Consider the following 23,402-nt stretch of genomic DNA (forward strand, 5'->3'; position numbering starts at 1 on the left):
CTCTACGACGTGTTGAGTTGGGGGACGCGCGCGTGCTTTTTCAGTGTGCGGCGGCGTTGCTGGTCGATACCGAAGGCTTCTGCGAGCGGGCGAGAAGCAAGGTCAGCACGGCGGACATCACGAGAAGACCGGCGACGAAATAGAGGCCGCCCGCATAGCTGCCCGTCGATTCCTTGAGCCAGCCGATGACGACCGGACCGGCGAAGCCGCCCAGATTGCCGATCGAGTTGATCGTCGCGATGCCGGTGGCGGCCGCCGCGCCGGAGAGAAACATCGTCGGCATGGTCCAGAGCGGCGGCTTCGCGCAACTGATGCCGATGTTCACCAGCGTCAGCGAGGCGATCAGACCGACGACGCTATTGGCCATCGCCGCCACGATCAGGCCGACCGCCGCCGCGACGCACGCCAGCACGACGTGCCAGGTTCGCTCGCCGGTGCGATCCGAATGGCGCGACCACAGCACCATCGCGATGACGGACACGATCGGCGGAATCGCGTTGAGCAGGCCGACGGTCATCGACGACACGCCCAGTTGCTTGATGATCTGCGGCGCCCAGATGCCGAGCGTGTACAGCCCCGCCGACGTGCCGAAGTAAATCAGCGACAGCGCGATTACGCGGGGATTCGCAAGGCCGCTGATGATGCCGTGCTTCGCCGTGGTCGCGCGGCTGGCGGTTTCGGCGTTCATGACATCGACCAGCCAGTTGCGCTCGTCGTCCTTCAGCCATTTGGCCTTCTCGGGCTTGTCGGTCATGTAGAAGAAGACGACCACACCGAGAATGAGCGCCGGCACGGCTTCGAGGATGAAGAGCCATTGCCATCCGTGCAGTCCCATTACGCCGTCCATTTCGAGCAGCGCGGCGGACAGCGGCGAGCCGAGCGCGGTGGAAAGCGGCGCGGCGGCCATGAAGAACGCGACGACGCCAGCGCGATGCCGCGCGGGAAACCAGTAGCTGAGATACAGGATGATGCCGGGGAAGAAGCCCGCTTCGGCCGCGCCCAGCAGGAAGCGGATGATGTAGAAGCTCGTCGGCCCGGTGACGAACGCCATCGCCGCCGAGATGATCGCCCACGTCACCATGACCCGCGCAATCCAGATGCGCGCGCCGACCTTGTGCAGCACGATGTTCGACGGCACTTCGAACAGGAAATAGCCCCAGAAGAAGATGCCCGCGCCGAAGCCGAGAATCGACGCGGTGAAGCCGAGGTCGGTCTTCATCGTGAGCGCCGCGAAGCCGATATTCACCCGGTCGATATACGCGATGAAGTACAGCAGCATGATGAACGGCACGATGCGCCAGCTGACCTTGCGCAGAGTGCGCTTCTCGATGTCCATTTCCATGGAACGTCTCCTGATTCCGATTGATAGGGTTCGAAACCGTCTGGTGCGGTTTTGATGCCGTCTTCGAACGTCGGCTCGAAGCGGGTCGCCCTTTACGTGAGCTGACGCCTAGGTTAAAACCGTTGGAATCGCGTATGAATCGACTTAAACTTAATTCATCATTGCAAAAAAATCACGAATGGGCACCGACTCGGAACTGGGATTCTTCTGCCTGCTGGTGAAGCAAGGCAGTCTGGCCGCGACCGCGCGAGAGCTGAATCTGACGCCGCCGGCGGTCTCGCGGCGGCTCTCTTCGCTCGAAGACCGGCTCGGCGTGCGCCTGCTCAACCGCACGACGCGGCGCATCAGCCTGACGAGCGAAGGCGAGGTGTATTTCGCGAACGCCCAGCGAATATTGAGCGACATCGACGACATGGAGCGGACGGTCTCCAGCAGCCGGGCCGCGCCGAAAGGACTGTTGCGCGTCAATGCGCCGTTGGGATTCGGGCGGTCGTATATCGGTCCGGCGATCTCGGAATTCAGCGAGGCGTTTCCCGATGTCGAAGTGCAACTGCATCTGACCGATCGGCCGATCAGCCTGCCGGACGAGAGCATCGACGTGTCCGTGCGCTTCGGCGAGATGCCGGATTCACGGCTGATCGCGAAGAAGATCGCGTCGAATCGGCGGCTTCTGGTGTCGTCGCCGGGATATTTGCGTGTGGCCGGGGAGCCGGCGCATCCGCATGATCTGACTTCGCATCAATGCATCGTGCTGCGTCAGAACGAGGCCGCCTATGGCAACTGGCGTCTGACGCGCAGCGGGCGCACGGAGACCGTGAAAGTGCACGGCAAGCTCAGCACCAACGACGGCGAAGTGGCGCTGAACTGGGCGCTGGAAGGGCGCGGCATTCTCATGCGCGCGGAATGGGACGTCGCGAAGTATCTGCGCAGCGGAAGGCTGGTTCAGGTGTTGAGCGAATACGACACGCCGCCCGCCGATATCTACGCGGTCTATCCCGAACGGCTGAATCTGTCGCCGAAGGTCGCGGTTTTCGTCGATCATCTGCGTCACTATCTCGGCCAGCACGCCGACGGCCCGTCGCCCGCCGGCTCGCCGTGGTAGCGGCGCTTCACGCGTCGCCCTTCAGCTCCTGCGCGATGAAGTCGACGAACGTGCGAATGCGGTTCGACATCTGATGCCGCTGCGAGTAGACCGCGAAGATATCGGCGTTGGGCGTTTCGTGGTCGGGCAGCACGCGCACGAGCGAGCCATCGGCCAGATACGGCTTCAGGTCCCATTCGGCGCGCATCAGGATGCCGTGGCCTTCGAGCGCCCACTTCACGGCTATTTCGCCGTCGTTCGTCGTGAGCGTGCCGTCGATGCGCACCGCTTCCGTCTTGCGCGACGCGCCGCGTCCGGACGTGAGCCGCCACACGCCGTAGGCTTCGTCGCCCTGACGAATGCCGATGCAGTTATGCCGCGTCAGATCGTGCGGGACGAGCGGCATGCCATGCGCCTCGATATACGACGGCGCGGCGCACAACAGCCGCCGGTTTCCCGCGAGACGCCGCGCGATCACGCGCGTATCGGGCGGTTCGCCGAACCGGATGCAGACGTCGAACTTGTCGTCGGTGAGCGGCGGCGGCGTGACCGACAACTGCAACTGCACCGACACTTGCGGATACATCCTGCTGAAACGCGAAATCAGCGGCGCGACGTGACTGCGCCCGAAACCGAGCGTCGCGTTCACGCGCAGCAGACCTTTCGGGCTTTGCTTGGCGGCGCCGAGCAGTTCGGAGAGTTCGTCGATCTCGTCGAGAATCCGGCGCGCGTGTTCCAGATACAGCTCGCCTTCCGGCGTGAGCATCATCCGCCGCGTCGTGCGATTGACGAGCGCCACGCCGGCGCGCGCTTCCATCTGCGAAAGACGCTTGCTGACGGCCGCCGCCGTGAGGCCGAGTTCGCGCGCGGCCGCGCTCAGACTGCCTGCGGCCGACAGGGTGGAGAAGAAGCTCAGATCGGCGGGCTGGACGGCATCGGGCATCGGTTCATTCGTAACTTCAGGTTAAAGATGCTTTGAGTCTAGCACCGGTTTTGGAGCCGGAATGCGGTTAAAGTTCGCCCATACCCGACAACATCGAAGGACGGAGACATGAAGACCTATCGCATTGCAACGATTCCCGGCGACGGCATCGGCAAGGAAGTGGTTCCGGCGGGCCAGCAAGTGCTCGAAGCGCTCGCCGAGTCCACGCAGGCATTCGCTTTCGAATTCGAGAATTTCGACTGGGGCGCGGACTATTACCGTCAGCATGGCGTGATGATGCCCGCGAACGGACTCGATGCGATCCGGGACAAGGACGCCATTCTCTTCGGCTCGGCGGGCGATCCGGACGTGCCCGATCACATCACGCTGTGGGGCCTGCGTCTCAAGATTTGCCAGGGATTCGACCAGTACGCGAACGTGCGTCCGACGCGCATCCTGCCGGGCATCGACGCGCCGCTGAAGCGCTGCAAGCCCGAAGACCTGAACTGGGTGATCGTGCGCGAAAACTCGGAAGGCGAATATTCCGGCGTGGGCGGGCGCGTGCATCAAGGTCATCCGATCGAAGCCGCGACCGATGTGTCGATCATGACGCGCGCGGGCGTCGAGCGCATTCTGCGGTTCGCGTTCCGCCTCGCGCAGTCGCGTCCGCGCAAGCTGCTGACCGTCATCACGAAGAGCAACGCGCAACGTCACGCAATGGTCATGTGGGACGAGATCGCGAACGAAGTCGCCGCCGAATTCCCCGATGTCAAATGGGACAAGGAACTCGTCGACGCCGCCACCGCGCGCATGGTCAATCGTCCGCAGACGCTCGATACGATCGTCGCCACCAATCTTCATGCCGACATTCTCAGCGATCTCGCCGCCGCGCTCGCGGGCAGTCTCGGCATCGCGCCGACGGGCAACATCGATCCGGAGCGCCGCTATCCGTCGATGTTCGAACCGATTCACGGCTCCGCGTTCGACATCATGGGCAAGGGCCTGGCGAATCCCGTCGGCACGTTCTGGTCGGTCGTGATGCTGCTCGAACATCTCGGCGAGTTCGACGCGGCCAAACGCGTCATGCAGGCGATCGAAGCCGTGACATCCGACAAGTCGCTGCACACCGGCGATCTCGGCGGCACCGCGACGACGGCGCAAGTGACGGCCGCCGTCTGCGCGCTGGTCGACAAGCAGGCGGCTAACGCGGCCTGAATCGGTTGCCCGATGACGTTCCGCGAGCGCGTCTATTTCTCCGCGCCGATGGTCGTCACGGGCTGCCATTTCATCGACTTGACCTGATACAGCGTCGATGTCGGGTTGTTCAGATCGCCGAACTTGTCGAACGAGATATTTCCGGTGATGCCGTTGTACTGGATCGTGCGCAGCGTCTCGATGATCGCGGCGGGCTTCACGGAATTTGCTTTCTTCATCGCGGTGATGGCGAGCCACGCGCAGTCATACGCGAACGGCGCGTAGGTCAGCGTCTCCGCGCCGAAGCGCTTCTTGAATTTCGCGGCGAACGCGCGGCCTTCGGGCAATGAATCGACGGGCCGGCCGTATTCCCAGGCCATCGCGCCTTCAGCCGCGTTTCCCGCTGAACTGATGAACACGCTGTCGGCAATCCCGCCGCTGCCGACGAACTGCGCGCGGATGCCGAGCTGCTTCATCCGCTTGACGATCAGCCCGGCCTGACCATCGAGTCCGCCGAAGTACAGAAGATCGGCGTTGGCGGCCTTGATGTTCGTCAGTTGCGCATTGAATTCGACGGCCTTGTCGTTGGTGTATTCCTCCGACACGACCTGGCCGCCCGCCGCCTGCACCGCCTTCCTGAACTCTTCGACCGCGCCTTGCCCGAAGGCGGTCCGGTCGTCCATGACCGCGATCCGCTTCGCCTTCGTGACCTTCACGGCATACGTGCCGGCGTTGCCGGAATTCTGCGTGTCGGTGGCGATGATGCGGAACACGTTGTTCAAGCCCTGACGCGTAATCGCGGGATTCGTCGCCGCGGGATCGAGCAGCGGAATGCCGGCCTTCCCGAAGATGGGCGCGGAAGGCAGCGCGACGCCGGAGTTGTAATAGCCGACGACCGCAACGACGCCATCGTCGACGAGCTTCTGCGCCACCTGAACGCCGATGCGCGGATCGCCCTGATCGTCGACGGATGCGAGCTCGAACTGGACCGGCTGTCCGTCGATGCTGATGTGCTGGGCGTTGGCTTCTTCGATCGCGAGCCGCACGCCGTTTTCCAGATCCTTGCCGTTCGCGGCGCTGATGCCGGTGAGCGGCGCGGACAGGCCGATCTTGACGGTCTGCTGCGCGCTTGCAATGAGCGGAGCCAGGCAGAGCGCGGACGCCGCGAAGAGGGAAACGAACGTTTTCATGACAGGGCACTCCATCAAGTGAAGGTCATACGCGGTTCGGGCGTTCGCTTAACGCGGGCGAAGGCCGTCATTCGGCTTGTCGTATCGTTTCGGGACTTATTTTCTGTCGAATTCCGGCGGTTCGTATTCGGGGGAAAATACTGATTTCTCCGCGAGCGAACGATTGTTCTGCGGCCCGCCCATCATGAGTCGAGGATTTGCAGATGAATCGGACAGAGAAAGAAAAGATGCTGGCTGGCGAGCTGTACACGGCCAACGACGCAGAAATTCAGGCCGATCAGGCAACGGCGCGCGCATGGATGGCGCGCTTCAATGGCGCGATGGACATGCCGCTCGCACAGCGGTACGGGTTGCTCGGCGAACGGTTCGCCGCCATCGGTCCGGACTCGATGGTCCGGCCGCCGTTTCATTGCGACTACGGCTACAACATCACGCTCGGCGCGGGCGTGTTCTTGAACTACAACTGCACGATTCTCGATGTCGTCGCCGTGGAGATCGGCGACATGACGCAGATCGCGACGGGCGTGCAGATTCTGACCGCCGATCATCCGCGCGATCCTGCCGTGCGCGCGACGGGCCTCGAACTGGGGCGTCCCGTGCGGATCGGCCGCAATGTGTGGATCGGCGCGGGCGCGATCATCCTGCCGGGCGTGACGATCGGCGATGACGCTCTGATCGGCGCAGGCAGCATCGTGACGCGCGATGTGCCCGCCGGCGCCACGGCGGTCGGGAATCCGGCGCGCGTTCGTCCTGCTGTCCGCGACTAGAAGTCCCGATCGCCGTTACCAGTTCTTCGATGCGAGCAGCGCCTTCACCTGTCCGGCGACGATGGTATAGCCGGCGTCGTTGAGATGGATCGCGTCGGAGCGCAGTGAAGACGGCGGAATGTCGTGGCTGTGATCGATGACGTCCTGAGGAAGGCTCGGATTGTAGGCATTGACGAGCGCAGACTCGACGTCGATGAAATTGTCGGGATACGCCGCGTTCAGGGACGCGTTGAGATCGTCGAGATATTTCGCGACTTCTCCGCCCGCATACTCGCCGGTGAAATCGCCCTTGATGATCGAAAGCACCGCGAAGTGCGCGCCCGCGGGCTTGAGCCACTGTACGATGGACTTCACGTCCGCGAGGACGGTCTGTGCGTCATAGCCATTGTTGCGGCCGACCCAGATGATAGCGGTCCATGTGTCATAGCCTTCCGAATCGCCGAGGAATGCCGATCCGGCGGCGCAAGGCACTGCCGATCCGGCGCTGTCCCGCACGAACGTATAGGTTTCGGTCGTCGATGGCGGCCCGCCGTCCGCTGTGCGCTGGAGCGCGCCATGCACCGAGCAGAGCGTGCCCGGCTTGCTCCGAGCGACGTCATCGGCGGGTGTCGACAGCATGTCGATCGACACGCTCGAAAGATGGACCGCCGTGTTGCCCGCCGGCACGGCGTCGCCATCGACCGTGACCGTCGATGGCAATGCTCCGACGCGCGCCGCGATCTGCGTCGATGTCTGCCCGCCGATGCCGAGATTCGCAAAGGTCCGATTATTTAGCATGCCGGACAAAATTGCCGGGTAGCCGCCGATATCCGATCCGACTCCCTGCGTCAGGCTATCGCCGATGGCAACGATATTCGGCGACGAACCCGCGGGCGTGGCAGCGGGAGCAGGCTCTGAAGCCGGCGTAGGCGCGGTCGCGGTGGACGTGCTTTGAACGCCCGAAGAACTGTCGCCGCCGCCGCAAGCCGCCAGCAACGAAGTGGCGGCCAATGCCGCCAAGAGTGCCTGAATCCGGTTCATGTCTCCCCCAAGTCGACTGGACGTCGTTGTCATTGCCTGCGAGGGTACTGTCATGAAACCGGGGACATGCCGGCCGGACGGAAATCGCCAAGACGTTGTCGGCCTGGAACCTGTCCGGCGCGCGCATCCGCATGTCGCGTTGGGACTAACTGCTTACTCAAACTTCGCGATCGGGCAGCAACGCCGCAAGCAGCCGCCGTAACTCGAGACATTCCTTTTTCGTCAGCCGCGCGGTGAGAATGCGCTCGACTTCCTCGACGCGCGGACGCAGCGCCGCCAGTTGCTTCTTTCCGGCCGGCGTCAGGAAGAGCACGTAACTGCGCTTGTCGACGGGATCGTCCGAGCGTTCGATGAGACCGTTGCGAACCATGCGCGCGACGAGATCGGCGATCGTCGAACGGTCCACATCGAGTTCATCGCCGAGCTGGCGCTGATTGACGCCGGGCGTTTCGTGCAGGACTTCGAGCGCCGCGTACTGCACGCTCGTAATCTCGGCGGAAACCTCGGCGAGCCACACCGCGACATGGCGCTGCTGCGCGCGACGCACGAGGCTGCCCGTGTATCGCGACAGCGCGCGGTCATCTTCTTTATTCGGCAATTTGATCAGTTCATGAGCGGGTTGAAGCACGCGGAAAGATCGGATCGAAAAAGGCGTTCAGTTCCGCGTACGCGTCCAGGGGCAGGACATGCGCGACGTATTGATCCGGACGGACCACGACGATCGCGCCCCGTTCGCGATCGATGCCGCGCTCGTGGAAAATATCAGTCGCCGCATCGTTGGTAAATGCTTTCTCGTAGTCGACCAGACCATAGCGCCCCTTGCGCGGCAGGAGAATGCCCGGCAGTTCATTCAACGCGACGTCCCGATGATCCCGCTGCAACACCGCGCGCAGATCGAGAACGCTGTCCGGATCGGCGCCTTCCGGCGTCACGCGCCGCAGAACGGAATCGGGCGAAGCGCAAAGATGTTCGCACAGCGCATGCAGCGCGCGGCCGTTCGCATCAGCAAACGCATACAGACGCCAGCGGCCATCGGCGCGCGCGACGTGTCCGAGATGCATCGGCTTGGCATCGGCCAGACGAATCACGGGCGACGAGTGAAAGCGCGTGCCGATCGCGAAGCCGCTCGCGAGCGCCTGATGCGTCGGCTCGCCCGTCAGCATGGCCGGACGGTAGCGCGTCGCGACGCCCGCTGTGTAGCGGCCCGCGCGCACGAAGTACGCCTGAAGCTCGGCGGGATCGACGCCGCCCGCTTCGGGCCGGTTCGGGTCTTTGGGCGGTGCGGCCATCATGGCCGACCATTCCTTGTCGAAATCGATGAGCTCCTGCGCGATCGGCTGACGTTCGTCGGAATAGGTGCGCAGCAGGTCGGCGTCGCCGAGTCCGCGCAGCACCGCGCCGAGTTTCCAGCCGAGATTGAAGCCGTCCTGCATCGAGACGTTCATGCCCTGGCCGGCCTTCGCGCTATGCGTGTGGCAGGCATCGCCCGCGATGAACACGCGCGGCTCGCGACTCGTGCCATCGGCGGCGATGGCATCGTCGAAACGGTCCGTCAGACGCTGCCCGACCTCGTACACGGAGAACCACGCGACTTCCTTCACGTCGAGCGAATAGGGATGAAGGATACGTTGCGCGGTCTGAATGATGCGATCGACCTTGATCTGCTTGATGGTGTCGCGATTGTCCGCCGTGACCTCGCCCAGATCGACGTAAAAGCGCACCAGATACCCGCCTTCGCGCGGAATGATGAGCAGATTGCCTTCGCTCGCGGATTGAATCGCGACCTTCAGACGAATGTCGGGGAAGTCCGTGACAGCGAGCGCATCCATCACGCCCCACGCGTGATTGGCCGCATCGCCACGCAGCGTTTGCCCGATGGCCGTCCGCACGCGGCTGCGCGCGCCATCGCAACCCACGACATAACGCGCGCGCACGGTGACGGTCTCGTCGAGCCGCGCCGCATCGGTGCGCCGCAGCGTGACTTTCACCGGATGATCGCCGTCGCCGTCGCCGTCGCCGTCGTCGTCGCGCTCGACATCGACGACTTCGAGATCGTAGTCCGGTTCGAGACGCAAGGCGGAACGCCGCATCACACCCAGCAGATAGTCCTGCACGCGCGCCTGATTGACGATGACGTGCGGAAACTCCGACAAACCTGTTTCGGTATCCTGAACGCGGCCGGTACGCCTGATCGCGCCGCGATCTTCGGCATCGGGCCGCCAGAAAGCCGTTTCGTTGACCCAGTACGCCTCGCGCTGCAGGCGATCGCTCAGGCCGAACGCATTGAACATCTCGACGGTGCGGCACGCGACGCCGTCCGCCTGGCCCATCAAGAGCGGTCCGGAACGGCGCTCGACGATGCGCGTATCGATCGTCGGAAACTGCGAGAGTTGCGCGGCCAGCACGAGTCCCGCAGGCCCGCTGCCGACGATCAGGACATCGACCGTTTCGGGCATGTCGACGCGAGGCGCGTCGCTGGCGGCAGGTTCGATCGTCGGATCGCCGACGCGGAAACCGTCGAGATGAAATTGCATGGTGTCTCCCTCTTTGACTGGATGTCTCGATGGCCTGAAATATACTCCGTACACCAACTATATCAAAGCGATTCCGACGAACTGGATGTTTACCCCTAGATCGGCGCGTCTCGTGCAGCAAAGCATGGCGGGTTGCGTCGGCTGGCTCGGGCCGCAGCGTGCGTTCTGCGCGCGTGGCGGCATCGACGAATGCGGATATATTCAATTGCGTGGCGGCGGGCGATCGGCTCGTACATCTGATTCGCTCGGATCGGCGACGGCGATCTGGATCGTCAGCCGCACGGGCGGCTGAGCCGCGCATGTGATGGAGCAGCGCACGCAGACTTTCCTGCTGCGTCCGCGGGCGAAGTATGAGATGACGCCGTCATCCGAAAACGCGACCGGTTCGCAGGAATCGCGTGCGGCGGGAAACGATCAACCAAGGAGGCATCCATGGTCATCACGAACTCGCAGTCCGGCACGAACGTCGAGGAAATCGCCGCTGGCGTGTATCGCATCAACACGCCCGTGACGCTGCCCGGCGATGCGGGCGGTTTTTCCTTCAACCAGTATCTGATCGTCGATGACGATCCGCTGCTCTTTCATACCGGTCCGCGCAAGATGTTCCCGCTCGTGCGGGAAGCGCTCGCGAGCGTGATCGATCCGGCGCGCTTGCGGCACATCGCGTTCTCGCACGTCGAAGCGGACGAGTGCGGTTCGCTCAACGAGTGGCTTGCGGCGTCGCCCGATGCCACGCCGCTGTGCGGCACGGTTGCGGCGATGGTGTCGATCACCGATCTCGCCGATCGCGCGCCCGTCGCGCTCGGCGACGGAGAATCGATCCCGCTCGGACGTCATCGCGTGCGATGGATCGACACGCCGCATCTGCCGCACGCCTGGGAGTGCGGCTTCATGATGGAAGACAGCACGCGCACGCTCTTATGCGGCGATCTGTTCACGCAAGGCGGCGCGACGCTGCCCGCGTTGACCACCGGGGATATTCTGGGCCCGAGCGAAGCGTTCCGGCGCAGCATGGATTACTTCTCTCACACGCGTAACGCCGACGCGATGTTCGAGCGCCTCGCGCAACTCGCTCCGACCACGCTCGCCTGCATGCACGGCAGCGCGTGGAGCGGTGACGGCGCTGCGTTGCTGCGCGCATTGGCGCAGAGCGTGAAGCAATGAAACGTCCGACGTCATTCGATAACGAGTTTCGTCAGACACATTCCTTTCGCCCCGACGACACAGCCCGTCACGACATCGAAACGCAGGCCGTGCGCGGGGCATTGAAGGATATGTCCGTCGAGCCGGCCGTTCGCGAGCGAAGCGCCGTTGTGCGGACATGAATTGTCGATCGCGTGAACGACGCCTTCGATATTGAAGAGCACGACGCTGCGTCCATCGACGAACGTGAGCGTGCGCGCGCCGGTCTGCGGCACGTTCTCCGGCGCAATCGATAGTTTGTGTGTCATCGCGGATTCAATGCCACGGACTCAGGTCATCGCACGGCGTGTGCGCGTCCATCCAGTCGTAGGGGCCGTATGACGCTCCCCACGCCCATGTCCGCGTGGACGTCGAGGTCGACGGGACCTCCGGCTTCGATTGTTCGACGGTGTCGGCGGTTTCGGTCGACGAAGCCGTGTGCAGGCGATCGGTCATTGCTGTTTCTCCTTGAAGTGGCGTGAATTTATCGGCTGATTTCGGTTGCTTGCTGCTCTGATGCACGTCCGCGCAGCGCGTCGATCTTGTCGAGATCGCGTGCATATCTCGCTCTGCCGAGCGCGAATGCGACCATTGCCGCCACGCCGACGAGCGGAATCACCTGTAAGGCGCCCAACAGACCGATGCGGTCGGCGATCGCGCCCGTCACGAGCGGGCCGGGCGCGAGGCCGAGCAGGTTGTTGGCGAGCGTGAGCGTCGCGAATGCGGAGGCGTGGATCGTCGATGGCGTGAGGTTGGCCACCATCGCGCCCGCCGGCCCCGACGTACCCGCGACGACCAGAATGCCCGCGCCGAGCAGCACGAGCTGCAATGCGCCGGGAGCAACGCGGAAGCCGATCGACAGCAGCACGATCGAGATCAGGCAATAGGCCAGCGCCGTGATCCACTTGCGCGACGGCGCGTTGCGGCAAATCTTGTCCGTGACGACACCGCACGCGACCATGCCGATGCCGCCGAGCAGCACGAAGACGGCGGCGCCTGCCGCGGCCTTGTCGGCGGGCATCGCGTAGTAGCGGTTGAGGAAGCTCGGCATCCACGCGATCACCGCGCCCATGATGAAAAGCTGCAAGCCGCTGCCGACGTACGCGCAGACGACGGAAACCGTCGAGAAGAGTCCGGCCAGCAGCGCGCGCAGACTCGTGCGGATGCCGTCCGCCTGTCGCGTGGCGGGTTGCGCGTCGCCATATCGCGCGGCGATGCGCTTGTCGGAAACCGTCAGACGATAGACGATCACGAGCACGATGCCGAAGATCGCCATCGCCGCGAACGAGGCACGCCATCCGAAGTGCATGGCGACGAAGCCGCCGAGCGCCATGCCGAGCACCGAGCCGAACGCACCGCCGGCCATGAACGCGCCGGTGAGCGTGGAGCGCAAGTGCGCGGGGAAAATGCTGAGAATCAGCGCGATGCCGACGCTGCCGTAAGCCGCCTCGCCGAGACCGACGCAGGCGCGCGCCACGAGCATTTCGCCGTAGTTGGTCGCGATCGCACAGCCGAGCGTCGCGAGACTCCAGAGCGTCGCCATCAGAACGAGGCTGCGCACGCGGCCCCAGCGGTCGGCGAGCACGGAAAGCGGAAAGGTGAGTAGGCCGACCATCAGCGCGACGACGCCGCTCAACGAGCCCAACTGCGTGTCGGAAAGGCCCCATGCCTGCTTGAGCAGCGGAAACACCGCGTTCAACACTTGCCGGGACATGTAGTCCGATAAAAGCAGACCGAAGGTCAGCGCGAAAACGATCCACGCGTATTTGCGTGATTTGGCCGTGGCGGTGTTGTCGTCACACTTCGCCGGCTCGATGCAATGAATATCCAAGATTGTCTCCTCCGATGTCCGGCTTCCGGCAGGACGCGTGAGCATCCCGCCATCGCCGTGGAGTGTTGATGTCAGGCCGCGCGCAGCGGCAGATTGACCTGGCCGGCCTTGCGGTTCGGCGCCATGCCGTTGGCGGCGAGCGTTTCGTCGATGGTTTCGTATTGCACGCCGATGCGATAGATCTCGCGCGCTTCCTTGCCGCTCGCGATCTCGCGTCCCAGTTCGCGCGCCACGCGCACGCACTGCTCGATCTGCTGCACCGACGTGAAACGGTTGCCGTGCTGATCGATGATCGTATCCTCGATGCCGCAGCGCGGATGCAGGCCCATCGACATCGCCATCATGTTGAACGGCAGCACGTTCTTCAGCAGCGACTCCGCCGTGAGCGTGCAGCCGTCCGGCGCGCGATGCACGAAGTTGAAGAAGTTGAACGGATTCGGACCGTCGAAGCCGCCGCCGATGCCGATCCACGTCAGATTCAGCGGCCCCTTGTACACGCCCTTGCGCACGAGGCGTTCGAGCGTCTCCAGCGCGTGGATGCCGGTCAACTGGAAATGCGGCTGGATGCCGGACGCCTGCAGACGGCGCAGATGCTCCTCGACCCATGCGGGGCCGGCGGGAACCGTCATTTCCGCGTAGGCGGCCATGAACGCCGGGTTGGAGAGCGAAGTGCCCGCCAGATACTCCGGATACAGCAGCTCCATGATGTTCATCTGCGTCGTGTTGATCGCGACGGTCACCTGATCGGGCTTCGGATCGAGTTCGGCGAGCATGTGACGCGTATCGTCGGAGAGCCACTTGGCCGCCTGACCGTCGTCTTCCGGCGCGAACGAGATCGAACCGCCGACCTGGATGATCATGTCCGGCACCGCCGCGCGCACGCCGGCGATCAGCTCGTTGAACTTCGAGAGGCGCTTGCTGCCCTTGCCATCGAGTTCCCGCACATGCAGATGGAGAACGGTCGCGCCCGCGTTGTAGCAGTCGACGGCTTTCTGCACCTGCTCTTCCATCGTCACGGGGATATCTTCAGGGAAATCTTCCGGCATCCACTCGGGACCGTAAGGCGCAACGGTGATTACGACCTTGTCCTGGTTTTCGGGGTGCAGGGAATCGTCGAGGAATTGCATGTTCGCTCCTGTGAATTGGATTCGTTGACCTGAACCCATCGTAGTGGAGAGATGTCTCGTGCAACCCTCTCGCGTCGGGAGGGGAGGGCGCGATATTGAGGGCGCGATCTGCAGCCGTTGCCCCTCCCGCCGCGAGAGGGGTTTTGACCGCGCGCTTTCCGTATTCTTGCAACATGACTTCACGCGCCGTGAAGCGGCCGATTACGCGGCTGCCTTTTCGATCACGACGTCCGGAAGCAACAATATACGGAGACCTTATGAAACTCGGAAGAATTCCATGCTTCGCCGCGTTGCTAGCGTGCTCAGGCGCTGCGGCGGCACAAGGTTCGGTGACGCTTTACGGCGTCGTCGATGCAGGCTTGCTTTATCAGAGCACGTCGGCCGCGTCGTTCGCGCCGAACGCGCCCAATCTGGGCAAGGTGTATCGCTACAAGGACGGCGGCATCTACGCCAGCTACTGGGGCCTTAAAGGCTACGAGGATCTCGGCGGCGGATATCGCGTCAACTTCAGGCTGCAGGGCACCTTCGATTCGGGCAGCGGCCGCTTCGGTCTGTCCGATACACCCGGCGTGCCCGCGCAGTTCAACCAGTTCGCGACGCTCGGCATTTCCGGCCCGTTCGGCACGTTCAACGCGGGCCGCCAGATCGTGCCGATGGTCTACGCAATGTTCGATACCGACGTGCGCGGCGCGCAGTACTTCGGCAGCATTCTCACCGCGTGGCTCGGCATGAACCAGGCCGCCGGCTGGCCGGGCACCAGCACGAACGGTCCGATCGGCGCGCTGTACGACAGCAACGCGCTCGTCTACGAATCGCCGAAATTCTATGGCGCGTCGCTCGCGCTCGAATACGCGCCGGGCGGCGTACCGGGCGAATTCCAGGGCGGCACGCGCGAGTCCGCCGTGGTCAAGTATTCGAACTTCGGCCTGAACCTCGCGGCGGTCTACTACAACGGACACGATGCGAACCCGCTGCCCGGCGTCGCGGCGACCGGCCTCAACAACAACCGGCTCGTCTACTTCGGCGCGATGTACACGTTCAGCGACATTTCGGTGTCCGGCTCGTACAGCCACGGCAAGAATCCGGCGAACGCGGGCCGCGCGGACTACGACCTCTATTCGGCGGGCCTCGGCTATCGCTTCTCGCCGGTGTTCAAGATGACTTCGGGCTTCTATTACCTGAAGGACAACAACAACTCGACGAATCATTCGAGCGAATTCGCGCTCGGCGCGGAGTACAGCCTGTCGAAGCGCACGCTCGCTTATGCGCAAGTCGGCTATGTCGACAATCACGGCACGATGAACCAGACGATCGTCTACGGGCAACCCGTGGCTCCGGGCGAGTCGACCACCGCGGCGATGATCGGCCTGCGGCACAACTTCTAAGACGATAAACGGAGCAACCATGAAGAAAATCATGTCACGCAATGCGGTGGGCGGCGCAGCGATCGTGATGGCGTCGATGAGCGCCGGCCTCGAATCGAGCCAGTCGATCGCGGCGGCGAGCGCGCCTTCGATGGCCTCGGCCGCGAGCGCGCCTGTCGCGACGCGCAAGGAGAATCGCGCGCTGCGCAAGCTCGTGTACGCGGCGTTCGCGAAGGACAAAAGCATCGATGCGGGCGATATCGGCGTGAGCGCGAAAGACGGCGCGGTGACGCTGACGGGCACCGCGGCCGACGCGGCGCAGATCGAGAAGGCTGCAACGCTGGCGAAAGGCGTCCCGGGCGTGACGTCTGTCACGAACAAGCTGACCGTCCGGCGCAATTTCGCGCAATAACGGAGATTGCATGAGAACGATGGAATACAGCATGGCGACGATCGATGAATTCGTCGGCCAGGAATTGGGCGTGTCGGACTGGGTCATCGTCGATCAGGCGCGCATCGAGGCATTCGCGCAATGCACGGGCGACATGCAGTGGATTCACGTCAACGAGGAACGCGCGAAACGCGAGAGCCCGTTCGGCGGAACGATCGCGCACGGCTATCTGACGCTGTCGCTCCTGGCGACGCTCGCGATCGAAGTCGGCCTCATTCCGCCCGATGCATCCGCCGCGCTGAATTACGGACTCGACAAGGTGCGCTTCATGACGCCGGTGCGATCCGGCAAGCGCGTGCGATGCCGCGTCGTGCTCAGTGCGGTCGAGCGCAAGGACGGCGGACGCATCCTCGTGAAGACGGACAGTGAATTGCAGATCGAAGGCGAGACGAAGCCGGCGCTGATCGCACAAACGCTCGCAATGCTCGTCGCGTAACGGCGGCGCGTGGAAGGAATTTCAAATGATCAACGAGAACGAAGGCCTCACGGCCAGCGCCGCCGACGGCATGCTCGGACCCAACCCGTTCGTCGGATTGCGCGCGGTCGACATGTTTGCGGCTGCGGGACAGATCGGCGCTCAGGCGATGCTGCATCCCGCGTTGCTGATGGGACAGACCGCGGCGCTCGTCCGCGATCTGAGCTCGGCGGTCAACGGCGCTCACGCGCCTTCGCCGCAGCAAGGCGACAAGCGATTCGCCGATCCGGCATGGCGCGAACAGCCGCTGTATCGCACGACGCTGACGGGGTATCTGGCATGGCGCGATGCGCTCGCCGGATTCATCGATCGGTCCGCGCTCGACGATGCCAGCAAGGAGCGCGCGCAGTTCGTGATGTCGCTCCTGACCGATGCGCTCGCGCCGACCAACACGCTCGCGGGCAATCCGGCGGCGCTGCGCAAGCTCGTCGACACGCGCGGTGCGAGCGTCGTCGCCGGCATGCGCAACATGCTCACCGATACGCTCAACAACAAGGGCATGCCTTCGCAGGTCGACAAGCGCGCGTTTCGCGTCGGCGGGAATCTCGCGACGACGCCGGGCGCGGTCGTCTTCCGCAACGAAGTGCTCGAACTCATCCACTATGCGCCGGCGACGCCGAACGTCCGCGCGCGTCCGCAGCTCATCGTGCCGCCGCAGATCAACAAGTTCTATATCTTCGATCTGTCGGCGGGGAAGAGCATCGTCGAATATCTGGTGCAGAGCGAGTTCCAGGTGTTCGCCGTGAGCTGGCGCAATCCGACCGAGGCGCAGCGCGACTGGGACATGGACACGTATGTCGCCGCGCTCATCGAAGCGATCGACGCGGTGCGCGACATCACCGGTCACGCGGATGTGAACCTGCACGGCGCGTGCTCCGGCGCGATGACGATCTCCGCGCTGCTCGGCCATCTGGCGGCGCGCGGCGACAAGACGGTCCACGCGGCCACGCTGATGGTCGCCGTGCTCGACAGCAGCGCCGATTCGCAACTCGGTCTCTTTACGACGCCCGAAGCCATCGAAGTCGCCAAGCGCAACAGCCGCGCGAAGGGCGTGCTGCCCGGCGAGGAAATGGGCCGCGTGTTCGCATGGATGCGGCCGAACGATCTCGTCTGGAGCTTCTGGGTCAACAACTATCTGATGGGCGAGGCGCCGCCGGCCTTCGACATCCTCTACTGGAACAACGACACGACGCGCCTGCCCGCGAAGCTGCACGGCCAGTTGCTCGACATCTTCACGCGCAACCTGCTCAGCGAGCCGGGCAAGCTGACGGTGCTCGGCACGCCGGTCGATCTGTCGAAGGTCGAGTGCGACACGTATGTGATGGCCGGCATGACCGATCACATCACGCCGTGGAAGGGCGTCTACAACACGGCGCGCGCGTTCGGCGGCAAGACGCGCTATGTGCTGAGTTCGAGCGGGCATATCCAGAGTCTCATCAATCCGCCGGGCAATCCGAAGGCGAAGTTCTTCCGTAACGACGCATTGCCCGAAGACGCCGATGCGTGGTTCGCCGGCGCGCGCCCCGAAGCGGATTCGTGGTGGAACGACTGGCGCGACTGGCTTGCGCAACGCTCGGGCGAACTGCGTCCCGCGCCGCGAGCCCTCGGCAACCGGCGTCACAAGCGACTGGCCGACGCGCCCGGAACGTATGTCAGCGAGGCCTGAAGCGAAGCGTCCAAACGGAAAACAAAGATGAAAAACGTGCGCGCACCGGAAATACAGACTGTTTCGCTGGATGGCCAAACGCTTCGCGTGGGCATCTGGCGTGGCAACGAGACTTCGCCGCCGCTCGTCGTGTTCAACGGCATCGGCGCGAATCTCGAACTGATTCAGCCATTCGCCGATGCGCTCGGCGATGTCGAAGTCGTCGTCTTCGATGTTCCCGGCGTCGGCGGATCGCCCGCGCCGCTCGTGCCGTATCGCTTCGCGACGCTCGCGGTGATGACCGACAAGCTGCTCGGGAAGCTCGGCTACGAAGGGCCGGTCGACATTCTCGGCGTGTCGTGGGGCGGCGCGCTGGCGCAACAGTTCGCGTATATGTATCCGTATCGCTGCCGCAGGCTGGTGTTGGCCGCGACATCGCCGGGCGTCATCATGGTGCCGGGGCGGCTATCGGTGCTGTCGAAGCTCGTCGGCGCGCGGCGTTACCGCGATCCGGACTATCTGCGGGAAGTGGGCGCGGAGATTTACGGCGGCGCTTACCGGCGCGATCCCGCGCTGCTGGCGGAACATGGCCGTCACATTCGCGCGCCGGGCGGACGCGGATACATGTATCAACTGCTCGCGACGTGCGGATGGAGCAGCCTGCTCTGGCTCGGCTCCCTGCGCCAGCCGACGCTCGTCATGCACGGCGACGACGATCCCATCGTTCCGCTCGTCAACGCGCAAATCCTTGCACGCCGCATCCGGCGCGCGACGCTGCATGTCATCGAGGACGGGCATCTGTTTCTCATCACGCGAACATGCGAAGTCGGGCCGCTGGTGCGCAGTTTCCTGGCGAGCGAATAGCGAAAGAAACGCGTATCGTGTCGGATACCTCGGACTCGCATCGTGCTTCATGAACCTCATTCGCCTCGACATGCGGCGCGCGATCGTCATCGCCGCCGCCAGCTTCATGCTCGCGCTGACAGGATGCGCGTCTTCTTCACGCGATGCGCAATCGTCGCTCGATGCCGCGATTAACGGATCGCAACGCAGCGACAAGGCGAGGGCGCGCGACGTCTATCGTCATCCGAGAGAAACGCTGCAGTTCTTCGAGCTGACTCCGACCCAGGCGGTGCTCGAAATCGCGCCGGGCGGCGGGTGGTACACGGACATACTCGCGCCCTATCTGCACGATTCGGGTCAGCTTTACGAGGCGCAATATCTGAGCATATCCGCCGATCTCGCCGCCGAGGACAGCGATACCGACGCCGCTTATCGGCGCAAGCTCGCGGCTGCGCCCGCGGTGTATGGAAACGTCGTCGTCGGCACGTTGCACGCGGGGCGCTTCATCGGCTTTAACGCGCATGAGCGGTTCGACCGCGTGTTCACGTTCAGGAACATCCATAACTGGATCAAGGACGGCCAGATCGATGCAAACCTGCGCGCGTTCAATGACGCGCTCAAGCATGGCGGCGTGCTCGGCGTGGAGGAGCATCGCGCGCGGCCGGGAGCGACCGTGCAGCAAATGATCGATTCCGGCTACGTGACCGAAGCATTCGTGATCGAGCACGCGCAAGCAGCGGGTTTCGTGCTGGTTGCGCGCAGCGAGATCAACGCGAATGCAAAGGATACGAAGGACTATCCGAACGGCGTGTGGTCCTTGCCGCCCACTTACCGGGGCGGCGATGTCGACCGGTCGCGTTACGCCGCCATCGGCGAGTCGGATCGCATGACGCTCAGGTTCGTCAAGCCTTAGTGACGTCTCAGACCTGAGCGATGCCGCCGTCGACGAAGAATTCCGCGCCCGCGACGAAGCTCGATTCATCGGATCCGAGGAACAGCACGACCTTCGCGACTTCGTCCGGATCGCCGACGCGTCCGAGCGGCACGTTCGACGCCATGTAGTCGAGCAGGCCTTGCTGCTGCGCCTGATCGGGGCCGGCCAGCTCGACGAGACCAGGCGTTTTCACCGGCCCCGGGCTGACGACGTTCACGCGAATTCCGCGCTCCTTCAGGTCCAGCGTCCAGCTACGCGCGAGGTTGCGCACGGCCGCCTTCGACGCGCTATAGACGCTGAACGCGGCGGTGCCCACGCTGCCCGCCGTCGACCCGGTCAGGATCACCGACGCGCCGTCGCGCAGCAGCGGAAGCGCCTTCTGAACGGTGAAGATCGTGCCCTTCACGTTGCGCCCGAACGTGTCTTCGTAGTGCTCTTCGGTGATCGCGCCGAGCGGCAGCATCGAGCCGCCGCCGGCGTTGGCGAACAGCACGTCGATGTGCGAGTGCTTCTGCTGAACGGCATCGTAGACGCGGTCGATATCCGCGAGGTTCGACATGTCCGCGCGGATGCCGACGACGCGGCCCTTCATCGACTCGACAGCCGCGTCGAGCTCCTTCTGACGACGGCCGGTGATGAACACCGACGCGCCTTCCGCCGCGAAACGCGCCGCCGTTGCATAGCCGATTCCGCTGGTGCCGCCCGTCACGACCACGACCTTGTTTTCGAATTTGCCAGTCATTTGAGTTCTCCGTTGGTTTCGCGTCGCACGTTGCGTCGCGTTGAAGACATCATGCCGATGAGACAATCGGCGCGGTAGACTGCGAAACTGGGTTTGATAGTTCCAAAAATGGGTCAATCGAGGCATTCGGCATGGCGGACATCAACGATTACGTTCTATTTGCGGAAGTCGTCGGGCATGGAGGCTTCGCGGCGGCGAGCCGCGTCCTGCGCACGCCTAAATCGACGATCAGCCGACGCATCGCCGGGCTCGAAGCGCGGCTCGGCGTGCGCCTGATCGAACGTTCGACGCGCCGCTTTCGCGTGACCGACGTCGGACAGGCGTTCTACGAGCGTTGCCGGACGATCGTGCTCGACGTGCAGCAAGCCGATTCGGTCGTCTCCGAAGCGCTCAGCGAACCGCGCGGCGTGATCCGCTGCAGTTGTCCGCTCGGTCTCATGCCGACTTTGTCGAAGGCATACAACACGTTTCTGACGCGCTTTCCGAAGGCGCGCTTGCAGGTGATCGCCGTGGATCGTCCCGTCGATCTGATCGAGGAACGCATCGACATTGCCATTCGCGTGCGCGTCAGGCTGGACACGGACGCGTCGTTGATCGTGCGGACGCTGGGGCATTCGAGCCGCATTCTGGTGGCCGCGCCCGTCGTCGCGTCGCTTTGCACGAGCGGCGACATTGCGGTGTTATCGACATTGCCGACGCTCGCGACCACCGATCAGATGGGCGAGATCGAATGGCAATTCACCGGACCGGATGGCGCGTCGCATACGATCCGCAGCGAGCCGCGCATGACGTGCGTGGACTATGTCTCACTGCGCGATGCGACGATGGCTGGGCTCGGCGTCGCCTTGCTGCCGGATCACGTCTGTCGCGAGCAGGTCGCGAGCGGCGAGCTCGTGCATGTATTTCCGTCGTGGAAAACCGAAACCGGGATCGTCCACCTCGTCTTTACGACCCGTCGCGGGCTGCCGCCTGTCGTCCGCGCGTTCATCGATCATGTGGCGTCCATCTTTCAGCTTTGAATCTCGCTCACGGAATGCGATAGCTGCCGGTCTTCTTGCCGACGTAGTTATATGTCCCTTTGTCCGAGGGCAGGGCGACGACTTGCTGCCAGTCGAACTGACCTTCGATGCCCTTGTATTTTCCCGTGCCCGAGCCGATCGTTCCCTTGCCCTTGGGCGTGCCGCCCTGATACGTGTAGGACTCGATGAACTTGTCGCCGTCCTTGTCCGAATAGACGCAATATCCGGTCGCCGTGCCCGCGCTGAAGCCGGCTTCGACGCAGCGCGCGGTGACGTTCTGCATCAGCGGCGATTTGTTGTTCGTCATCAGGAGCGTGGATTCGAAGAGATACACGGCGTCATCGCCGCTCACGCTGATATTGCGCACATCCGCGCCGGATGCGGTGTACGTGGCTTCGATATTGCCTTGCTTCGGAAGCGTCTGCGCCCAAGCGGCGGATGCGCCTGCCATCAGGCTCAGAACCGGCAACGCAAGGAGTTTCGTTGAACAGGGGAAACGGGTCATGATCAACCTCCGAAATTTTCTTCAGAACATATGGTTCGAGTTCCTAACTAATTCGAGCGAGCTTCGTCGCGGACGGATGCCTTTCGGACGGCGCTTGCACATCCCGTTATAGAAGTTTCAATCTGAAAGGTCCAGCGATTCGTCCGCACCGCTCCGGACGTTCGCGATGAAGCACGAACGTACGCGTTCCGCGCTACGCCGCCCGGCGGCTATGACAAAATCGGCCTCATGAGGCCTCCTTCCCCAACCGTTCCCATCTCGGTCGTCAACGGCTTCCTTTCGGGCGCCGACCGCGCCGCGGTCATCCGGCTCGCGGAACATTCCGGCATTCCGCACGAATTACTCGGCATGCCAGCCGCGCGCGTCACACAGGAGCAGTTTTCGACGCTTTATCGCCTGCTTGCGATGGAACTCGACGACGAGATGCCGGGAATCTTCGCGCGTCCGCTGCGCAACGGCACGCTCAAATTTCTGTGTTTGAGCCTGCTCGACGCGCCGCGTCTGGAGGTCGCGCTGCATCGCTTCGGGCAGTTCTTCCATCTGGTGCTCGATGAATTCCAGCTCGTGTCGCGCCGCGAGGGACCGTATGCGACCGTCGAATTCGTCGCGAATCCCGCTGGACCGCCCGCGAGCGCGCTCGCGCGGGAACTCGTGCTGAAGCTCGTGCACGGCGTCGCGTCGTGGCTGATCCGCGCGAAGATTCCACTCATCGAAGCGGCGTTCGAATTCATGCGGCCCGCGCAGTCCGGCGATCTGCTGTACCTGTTTCCGGGGCCGGTGCGTTTCGGCCGCGACCGCACGCTCATCGCGTTCGATGCGCGCTATCTCGACCGCCCGATCCGTCAGCGCAAATCCGATCTCGACGCGTTTCTTCAGCGCGCGCCGGAGGACTGGATTTTCGTGTCGTTCACGGAAGAGATGGTGTGTCATCGCGTGCGGCAGTGCATCGCGACGGGCCTGCCGTCGACGCCGACCGTCGATGCCGTCGCGCAGCAGTTGCACTATTCGATGCGCACGCTCTGCCGACGTCTCGAAGCCGAGGGCACGACCTTTCAGGCGATCAAGGACGAAGTGCGCCGCGACATCGCGATCCAGCGTCTCACCCGTTCGAACGATGCCATCGCGGCCATTGCATACGACGTCGGCTTCGATAATCCGACCGCGTTTCATCGCGCGTTCCGTCACTGGACCGGCAGCACGCCCGCGGCGTACCGGCAAAGAAAAGGCGAGTGAC

General features: G+C 63.7%; 25 protein-coding genes. 13 read left to right on the forward strand and 12 right to left on the reverse strand.

Annotated elements, in window-relative coordinates; translation table 11 throughout:
• Positions 1-40 precede the first annotated feature (40 nt).
• Complete coding sequence (locus NCR93_RS24660; RefSeq protein WP_008347500.1) at positions 41-1,342, reverse strand: MFS transporter; 1,302 nt, start codon at positions 1,340-1,342, stop codon at positions 41-43.
• A 178-nt stretch (positions 1,343-1,520) separates the two neighbouring features.
• On the opposite strand from NCR93_RS24660, the gene NCR93_RS24665 reads away from it, so the two are divergent.
• Entirely contained in the window at positions 1,521-2,444 is a 924-nt protein-coding gene (locus NCR93_RS24665) for a LysR family transcriptional regulator (RefSeq protein ID WP_008347501.1), read from the forward strand.
• 7 nt (positions 2,445-2,451) lie between these two features.
• On the opposite strand, the gene NCR93_RS24670 is transcribed toward NCR93_RS24665, so the two are convergent.
• Positions 2,452-3,366 carry a LysR family transcriptional regulator gene (locus tag NCR93_RS24670; RefSeq protein ID WP_008347503.1) on the reverse strand — a complete coding sequence of 305 codons (915 nt, stop codon included), beginning with the start codon at positions 3,364-3,366 and terminating at the stop codon, positions 2,452-2,454.
• A 108-nt stretch (positions 3,367-3,474) separates the two neighbouring features.
• On the opposite strand from NCR93_RS24670, the gene NCR93_RS24675 reads away from it, so the two are divergent.
• Positions 3,475-4,560 carry a tartrate dehydrogenase gene (locus tag NCR93_RS24675; protein WP_008347505.1) on the forward strand — a complete coding sequence of 362 codons (1,086 nt, stop codon included), beginning with the start codon at positions 3,475-3,477 and terminating at the stop codon, positions 4,558-4,560.
• Positions 4,561-4,592: 32 nt separating this feature from the next.
• On the opposite strand, the gene NCR93_RS24680 is transcribed toward NCR93_RS24675, so the two are convergent.
• A complete protein-coding gene (locus NCR93_RS24680) occupies positions 4,593-5,729 on the reverse strand; it encodes a branched-chain amino acid ABC transporter substrate-binding protein (RefSeq protein ID WP_008347507.1) in 1,137 nt (378 codons plus the stop codon).
• Between the two features lie 203 nt (positions 5,730-5,932).
• On the opposite strand from NCR93_RS24680, the gene NCR93_RS24685 reads away from it, so the two are divergent.
• Positions 5,933-6,496 (forward strand): sugar O-acetyltransferase, encoded by a 564-nt coding sequence (locus NCR93_RS24685; RefSeq protein WP_175980507.1) that lies wholly within the window; start codon positions 5,933-5,935, stop codon positions 6,494-6,496.
• A 15-nt stretch (positions 6,497-6,511) separates the two neighbouring features.
• On the opposite strand, the gene NCR93_RS24690 is transcribed toward NCR93_RS24685, so the two are convergent.
• The 3 genes from NCR93_RS24690 to NCR93_RS24700 all read right to left on the reverse strand — a co-directional run bounded on the left by NCR93_RS24690 (position 6,512) and on the right by NCR93_RS24700 (position 10,050).
• Positions 6,512-7,273: an SGNH/GDSL hydrolase family protein gene (locus NCR93_RS24690; protein WP_239294875.1), complete on the reverse strand. Its 762-nt coding sequence runs from the start codon at positions 7,271-7,273 to the stop codon at positions 6,512-6,514.
• Positions 7,274-7,673: 400 nt separating this feature from the next.
• Positions 7,674-8,114 carry a MarR family winged helix-turn-helix transcriptional regulator gene (locus NCR93_RS24695; protein WP_033536433.1) on the reverse strand — a complete coding sequence of 147 codons (441 nt, stop codon included), beginning with the start codon at positions 8,112-8,114 and terminating at the stop codon, positions 7,674-7,676.
• 10 nt (positions 8,115-8,124) lie between these two features.
• Entirely contained in the window at positions 8,125-10,050 is a 1,926-nt protein-coding gene (locus tag NCR93_RS24700; protein ID WP_175980509.1) for an FAD-binding monooxygenase, read from the reverse strand.
• A gap of 85 nt (positions 10,051-10,135) precedes the next feature.
• On the opposite strand from NCR93_RS24700, the gene NCR93_RS24705 reads away from it, so the two are divergent.
• Both NCR93_RS24705 and NCR93_RS24710 read left to right on the forward strand, forming a co-directional pair.
• Positions 10,136-10,342: a hypothetical protein gene (locus NCR93_RS24705; RefSeq protein WP_175980495.1), complete on the forward strand. Its 207-nt coding sequence runs from the start codon at positions 10,136-10,138 to the stop codon at positions 10,340-10,342.
• Positions 10,343-10,482: 140 nt separating this feature from the next.
• Positions 10,483-11,214: an oxygen-binding di-iron domain-containing protein gene (locus NCR93_RS24710; protein WP_175980510.1), complete on the forward strand. Its 732-nt coding sequence runs from the start codon at positions 10,483-10,485 to the stop codon at positions 11,212-11,214.
• 11 nt (positions 11,215-11,225) lie between these two features.
• Here NCR93_RS24710 and NCR93_RS24715 read toward each other — a convergent pair whose 3' ends face one another.
• The 4 genes from NCR93_RS24715 to NCR93_RS24730 form a co-directional block, all read right to left on the reverse strand.
• Positions 11,226-11,501, reverse strand: a complete 276-nt coding sequence (locus NCR93_RS24715; protein ID WP_008347518.1) for a Rieske (2Fe-2S) protein — start codon at positions 11,499-11,501, stop codon at positions 11,226-11,228.
• 7 nt (positions 11,502-11,508) lie between these two features.
• Positions 11,509-11,688, reverse strand: a complete 180-nt coding sequence (locus NCR93_RS24720) for a hypothetical protein (protein WP_033536412.1) — start codon at positions 11,686-11,688, stop codon at positions 11,509-11,511.
• 28 nt (positions 11,689-11,716) lie between these two features.
• On the reverse strand, positions 11,717-13,063 hold the full coding sequence (locus NCR93_RS24725; RefSeq protein WP_008347520.1) for an MFS transporter: 1,347 nt from the start codon (positions 13,061-13,063) through the stop codon (positions 11,717-11,719).
• A gap of 71 nt (positions 13,064-13,134) precedes the next feature.
• Positions 13,135-14,190 carry a beta-keto acid cleavage family enzyme gene (locus NCR93_RS24730; RefSeq protein ID WP_008347521.1) on the reverse strand — a complete coding sequence of 352 codons (1,056 nt, stop codon included), beginning with the start codon at positions 14,188-14,190 and terminating at the stop codon, positions 13,135-13,137.
• Between the two features lie 257 nt (positions 14,191-14,447).
• On the opposite strand from NCR93_RS24730, the gene NCR93_RS24735 reads away from it, so the two are divergent.
• Genes NCR93_RS24735 through NCR93_RS24760 form a run of 6 tightly spaced genes read left to right on the forward strand, consistent with a single transcriptional unit; the run spans position 14,448 to position 19,881 of the window.
• A complete protein-coding gene (locus tag NCR93_RS24735; RefSeq protein WP_008347523.1) occupies positions 14,448-15,575 on the forward strand; it encodes a porin in 1,128 nt (375 codons plus the stop codon).
• 19 nt (positions 15,576-15,594) lie between these two features.
• On the forward strand, positions 15,595-15,966 hold the full coding sequence (locus NCR93_RS24740; protein ID WP_008347525.1) for a BON domain-containing protein: 372 nt from the start codon (positions 15,595-15,597) through the stop codon (positions 15,964-15,966).
• Positions 15,967-15,976: 10 nt separating this feature from the next.
• Positions 15,977-16,441 (forward strand): MaoC family dehydratase, encoded by a 465-nt coding sequence (locus NCR93_RS24745; RefSeq protein WP_033536411.1) that lies wholly within the window; start codon positions 15,977-15,979, stop codon positions 16,439-16,441.
• A 25-nt stretch (positions 16,442-16,466) separates the two neighbouring features.
• Positions 16,467-18,146 (forward strand): alpha/beta fold hydrolase, encoded by a 1,680-nt coding sequence (locus NCR93_RS24750; protein WP_175980511.1) that lies wholly within the window; start codon positions 16,467-16,469, stop codon positions 18,144-18,146.
• Positions 18,147-18,173: 27 nt separating this feature from the next.
• Complete coding sequence (phaZ, locus tag NCR93_RS24755; protein ID WP_008347529.1) at positions 18,174-18,989, forward strand: poly(3-hydroxyalkanoate) depolymerase; 816 nt, start codon at positions 18,174-18,176, stop codon at positions 18,987-18,989.
• Between the two features lie 49 nt (positions 18,990-19,038).
• The gene (locus tag NCR93_RS24760) at positions 19,039-19,881 is read left to right on the forward strand and encodes a class I SAM-dependent methyltransferase (RefSeq protein WP_175980512.1); all 843 of its coding nucleotides are present in this window, start codon (positions 19,039-19,041) and stop codon (positions 19,879-19,881) included.
• A 7-nt stretch (positions 19,882-19,888) separates the two neighbouring features.
• On the opposite strand, the gene NCR93_RS24765 is transcribed toward NCR93_RS24760, so the two are convergent.
• Positions 19,889-20,644, reverse strand: coding sequence for an SDR family NAD(P)-dependent oxidoreductase (locus tag NCR93_RS24765; protein ID WP_175980513.1), 756 nt, complete (start codon positions 20,642-20,644; stop codon positions 19,889-19,891).
• Positions 20,645-20,775: 131 nt separating this feature from the next.
• On the opposite strand from NCR93_RS24765, the gene NCR93_RS24770 reads away from it, so the two are divergent.
• A complete protein-coding gene (locus tag NCR93_RS24770) occupies positions 20,776-21,663 on the forward strand; it encodes a LysR substrate-binding domain-containing protein (protein WP_175980514.1) in 888 nt (295 codons plus the stop codon).
• Positions 21,664-21,670: 7 nt separating this feature from the next.
• On the opposite strand, the gene NCR93_RS24775 is transcribed toward NCR93_RS24770, so the two are convergent.
• Positions 21,671-22,168, reverse strand: a complete 498-nt coding sequence (locus tag NCR93_RS24775; protein ID WP_051079011.1) for a hypothetical protein — start codon at positions 22,166-22,168, stop codon at positions 21,671-21,673.
• Positions 22,169-22,396: 228 nt separating this feature from the next.
• Here NCR93_RS24775 and NCR93_RS24780 point away from each other — a divergent pair, with 228 nt between their 5' ends.
• Positions 22,397-23,401, forward strand: a complete 1,005-nt coding sequence (locus NCR93_RS24780) for an AraC family transcriptional regulator (protein WP_081851888.1) — start codon at positions 22,397-22,399, stop codon at positions 23,399-23,401.
• The last annotated feature ends 1 nt before the right edge of the window (position 23,402 follow it).

Source organism: Caballeronia sp. ATUFL_F1_KS39, from assembly GCF_023630985.1.
In the GTDB taxonomy this organism is placed as follows: Bacteria; Pseudomonadota; Gammaproteobacteria; order Burkholderiales; family Burkholderiaceae; genus Caballeronia; species Caballeronia zhejiangensis.

Bases quoted from the DNA above. Each gene is read 5' to 3' on its own strand.
- NCR93_RS24660 (WP_008347500.1), bottom strand. From the start codon at position 1,342: ATGGAAATGGACATCGAGAAGCGCACTCTGCGCAAGGTCAGCTGGCGC.
- NCR93_RS24665 (WP_008347501.1), top strand. From the start codon at position 1,521: ATGGGCACCGACTCGGAACTGGGATTCTTCTGCCTGCTGGTGAAGCAA.
- NCR93_RS24670 (WP_008347503.1), bottom strand. From the start codon at position 3,366: ATGCCCGATGCCGTCCAGCCCGCCGATCTGAGCTTCTTCTCCACCCTG.
- NCR93_RS24675 (WP_008347505.1), top strand. From the start codon at position 3,475: ATGAAGACCTATCGCATTGCAACGATTCCCGGCGACGGCATCGGCAAG.
- NCR93_RS24680 (WP_008347507.1), bottom strand. From the start codon at position 5,729: ATGAAAACGTTCGTTTCCCTCTTCGCGGCGTCCGCGCTCTGCCTGGCT.
- NCR93_RS24685 (WP_175980507.1), top strand. From the start codon at position 5,933: ATGAATCGGACAGAGAAAGAAAAGATGCTGGCTGGCGAGCTGTACACG.
- NCR93_RS24690 (WP_239294875.1), bottom strand. From the start codon at position 7,273: ATGCTAAATAATCGGACCTTTGCGAATCTCGGCATCGGCGGGCAGACA.
- NCR93_RS24700 (WP_175980509.1), bottom strand. From the start codon at position 10,050: ATGCAATTTCATCTCGACGGTTTCCGCGTCGGCGATCCGACGATCGAA.
- NCR93_RS24705 (WP_175980495.1), top strand. From the start codon at position 10,136: ATGTTTACCCCTAGATCGGCGCGTCTCGTGCAGCAAAGCATGGCGGGT.
- NCR93_RS24710 (WP_175980510.1), top strand. From the start codon at position 10,483: ATGGTCATCACGAACTCGCAGTCCGGCACGAACGTCGAGGAAATCGCC.
- NCR93_RS24715 (WP_008347518.1), bottom strand. From the start codon at position 11,501: ATGACACACAAACTATCGATTGCGCCGGAGAACGTGCCGCAGACCGGC.
- NCR93_RS24720 (WP_033536412.1), bottom strand. From the start codon at position 11,688: ATGACCGATCGCCTGCACACGGCTTCGTCGACCGAAACCGCCGACACC.
- NCR93_RS24730 (WP_008347521.1), bottom strand. From the start codon at position 14,190: ATGCAATTCCTCGACGATTCCCTGCACCCCGAAAACCAGGACAAGGTC.
- NCR93_RS24735 (WP_008347523.1), top strand. From the start codon at position 14,448: ATGAAACTCGGAAGAATTCCATGCTTCGCCGCGTTGCTAGCGTGCTCA.
- NCR93_RS24740 (WP_008347525.1), top strand. From the start codon at position 15,595: ATGAAGAAAATCATGTCACGCAATGCGGTGGGCGGCGCAGCGATCGTG.
- NCR93_RS24745 (WP_033536411.1), top strand. From the start codon at position 15,977: ATGAGAACGATGGAATACAGCATGGCGACGATCGATGAATTCGTCGGC.
- NCR93_RS24750 (WP_175980511.1), top strand. From the start codon at position 16,467: ATGATCAACGAGAACGAAGGCCTCACGGCCAGCGCCGCCGACGGCATG.
- phaZ (WP_008347529.1), top strand. From the start codon at position 18,174: ATGAAAAACGTGCGCGCACCGGAAATACAGACTGTTTCGCTGGATGGC.
- NCR93_RS24760 (WP_175980512.1), top strand. From the start codon at position 19,039: ATGAACCTCATTCGCCTCGACATGCGGCGCGCGATCGTCATCGCCGCC.
- NCR93_RS24765 (WP_175980513.1), bottom strand. From the start codon at position 20,644: ATGACTGGCAAATTCGAAAACAAGGTCGTGGTCGTGACGGGCGGCACC.
- NCR93_RS24770 (WP_175980514.1), top strand. From the start codon at position 20,776: ATGGCGGACATCAACGATTACGTTCTATTTGCGGAAGTCGTCGGGCAT.
- NCR93_RS24775 (WP_051079011.1), bottom strand. From the start codon at position 22,168: ATGACCCGTTTCCCCTGTTCAACGAAACTCCTTGCGTTGCCGGTTCTG.
- NCR93_RS24780 (WP_081851888.1), top strand. From the start codon at position 22,397: ATGAGGCCTCCTTCCCCAACCGTTCCCATCTCGGTCGTCAACGGCTTC.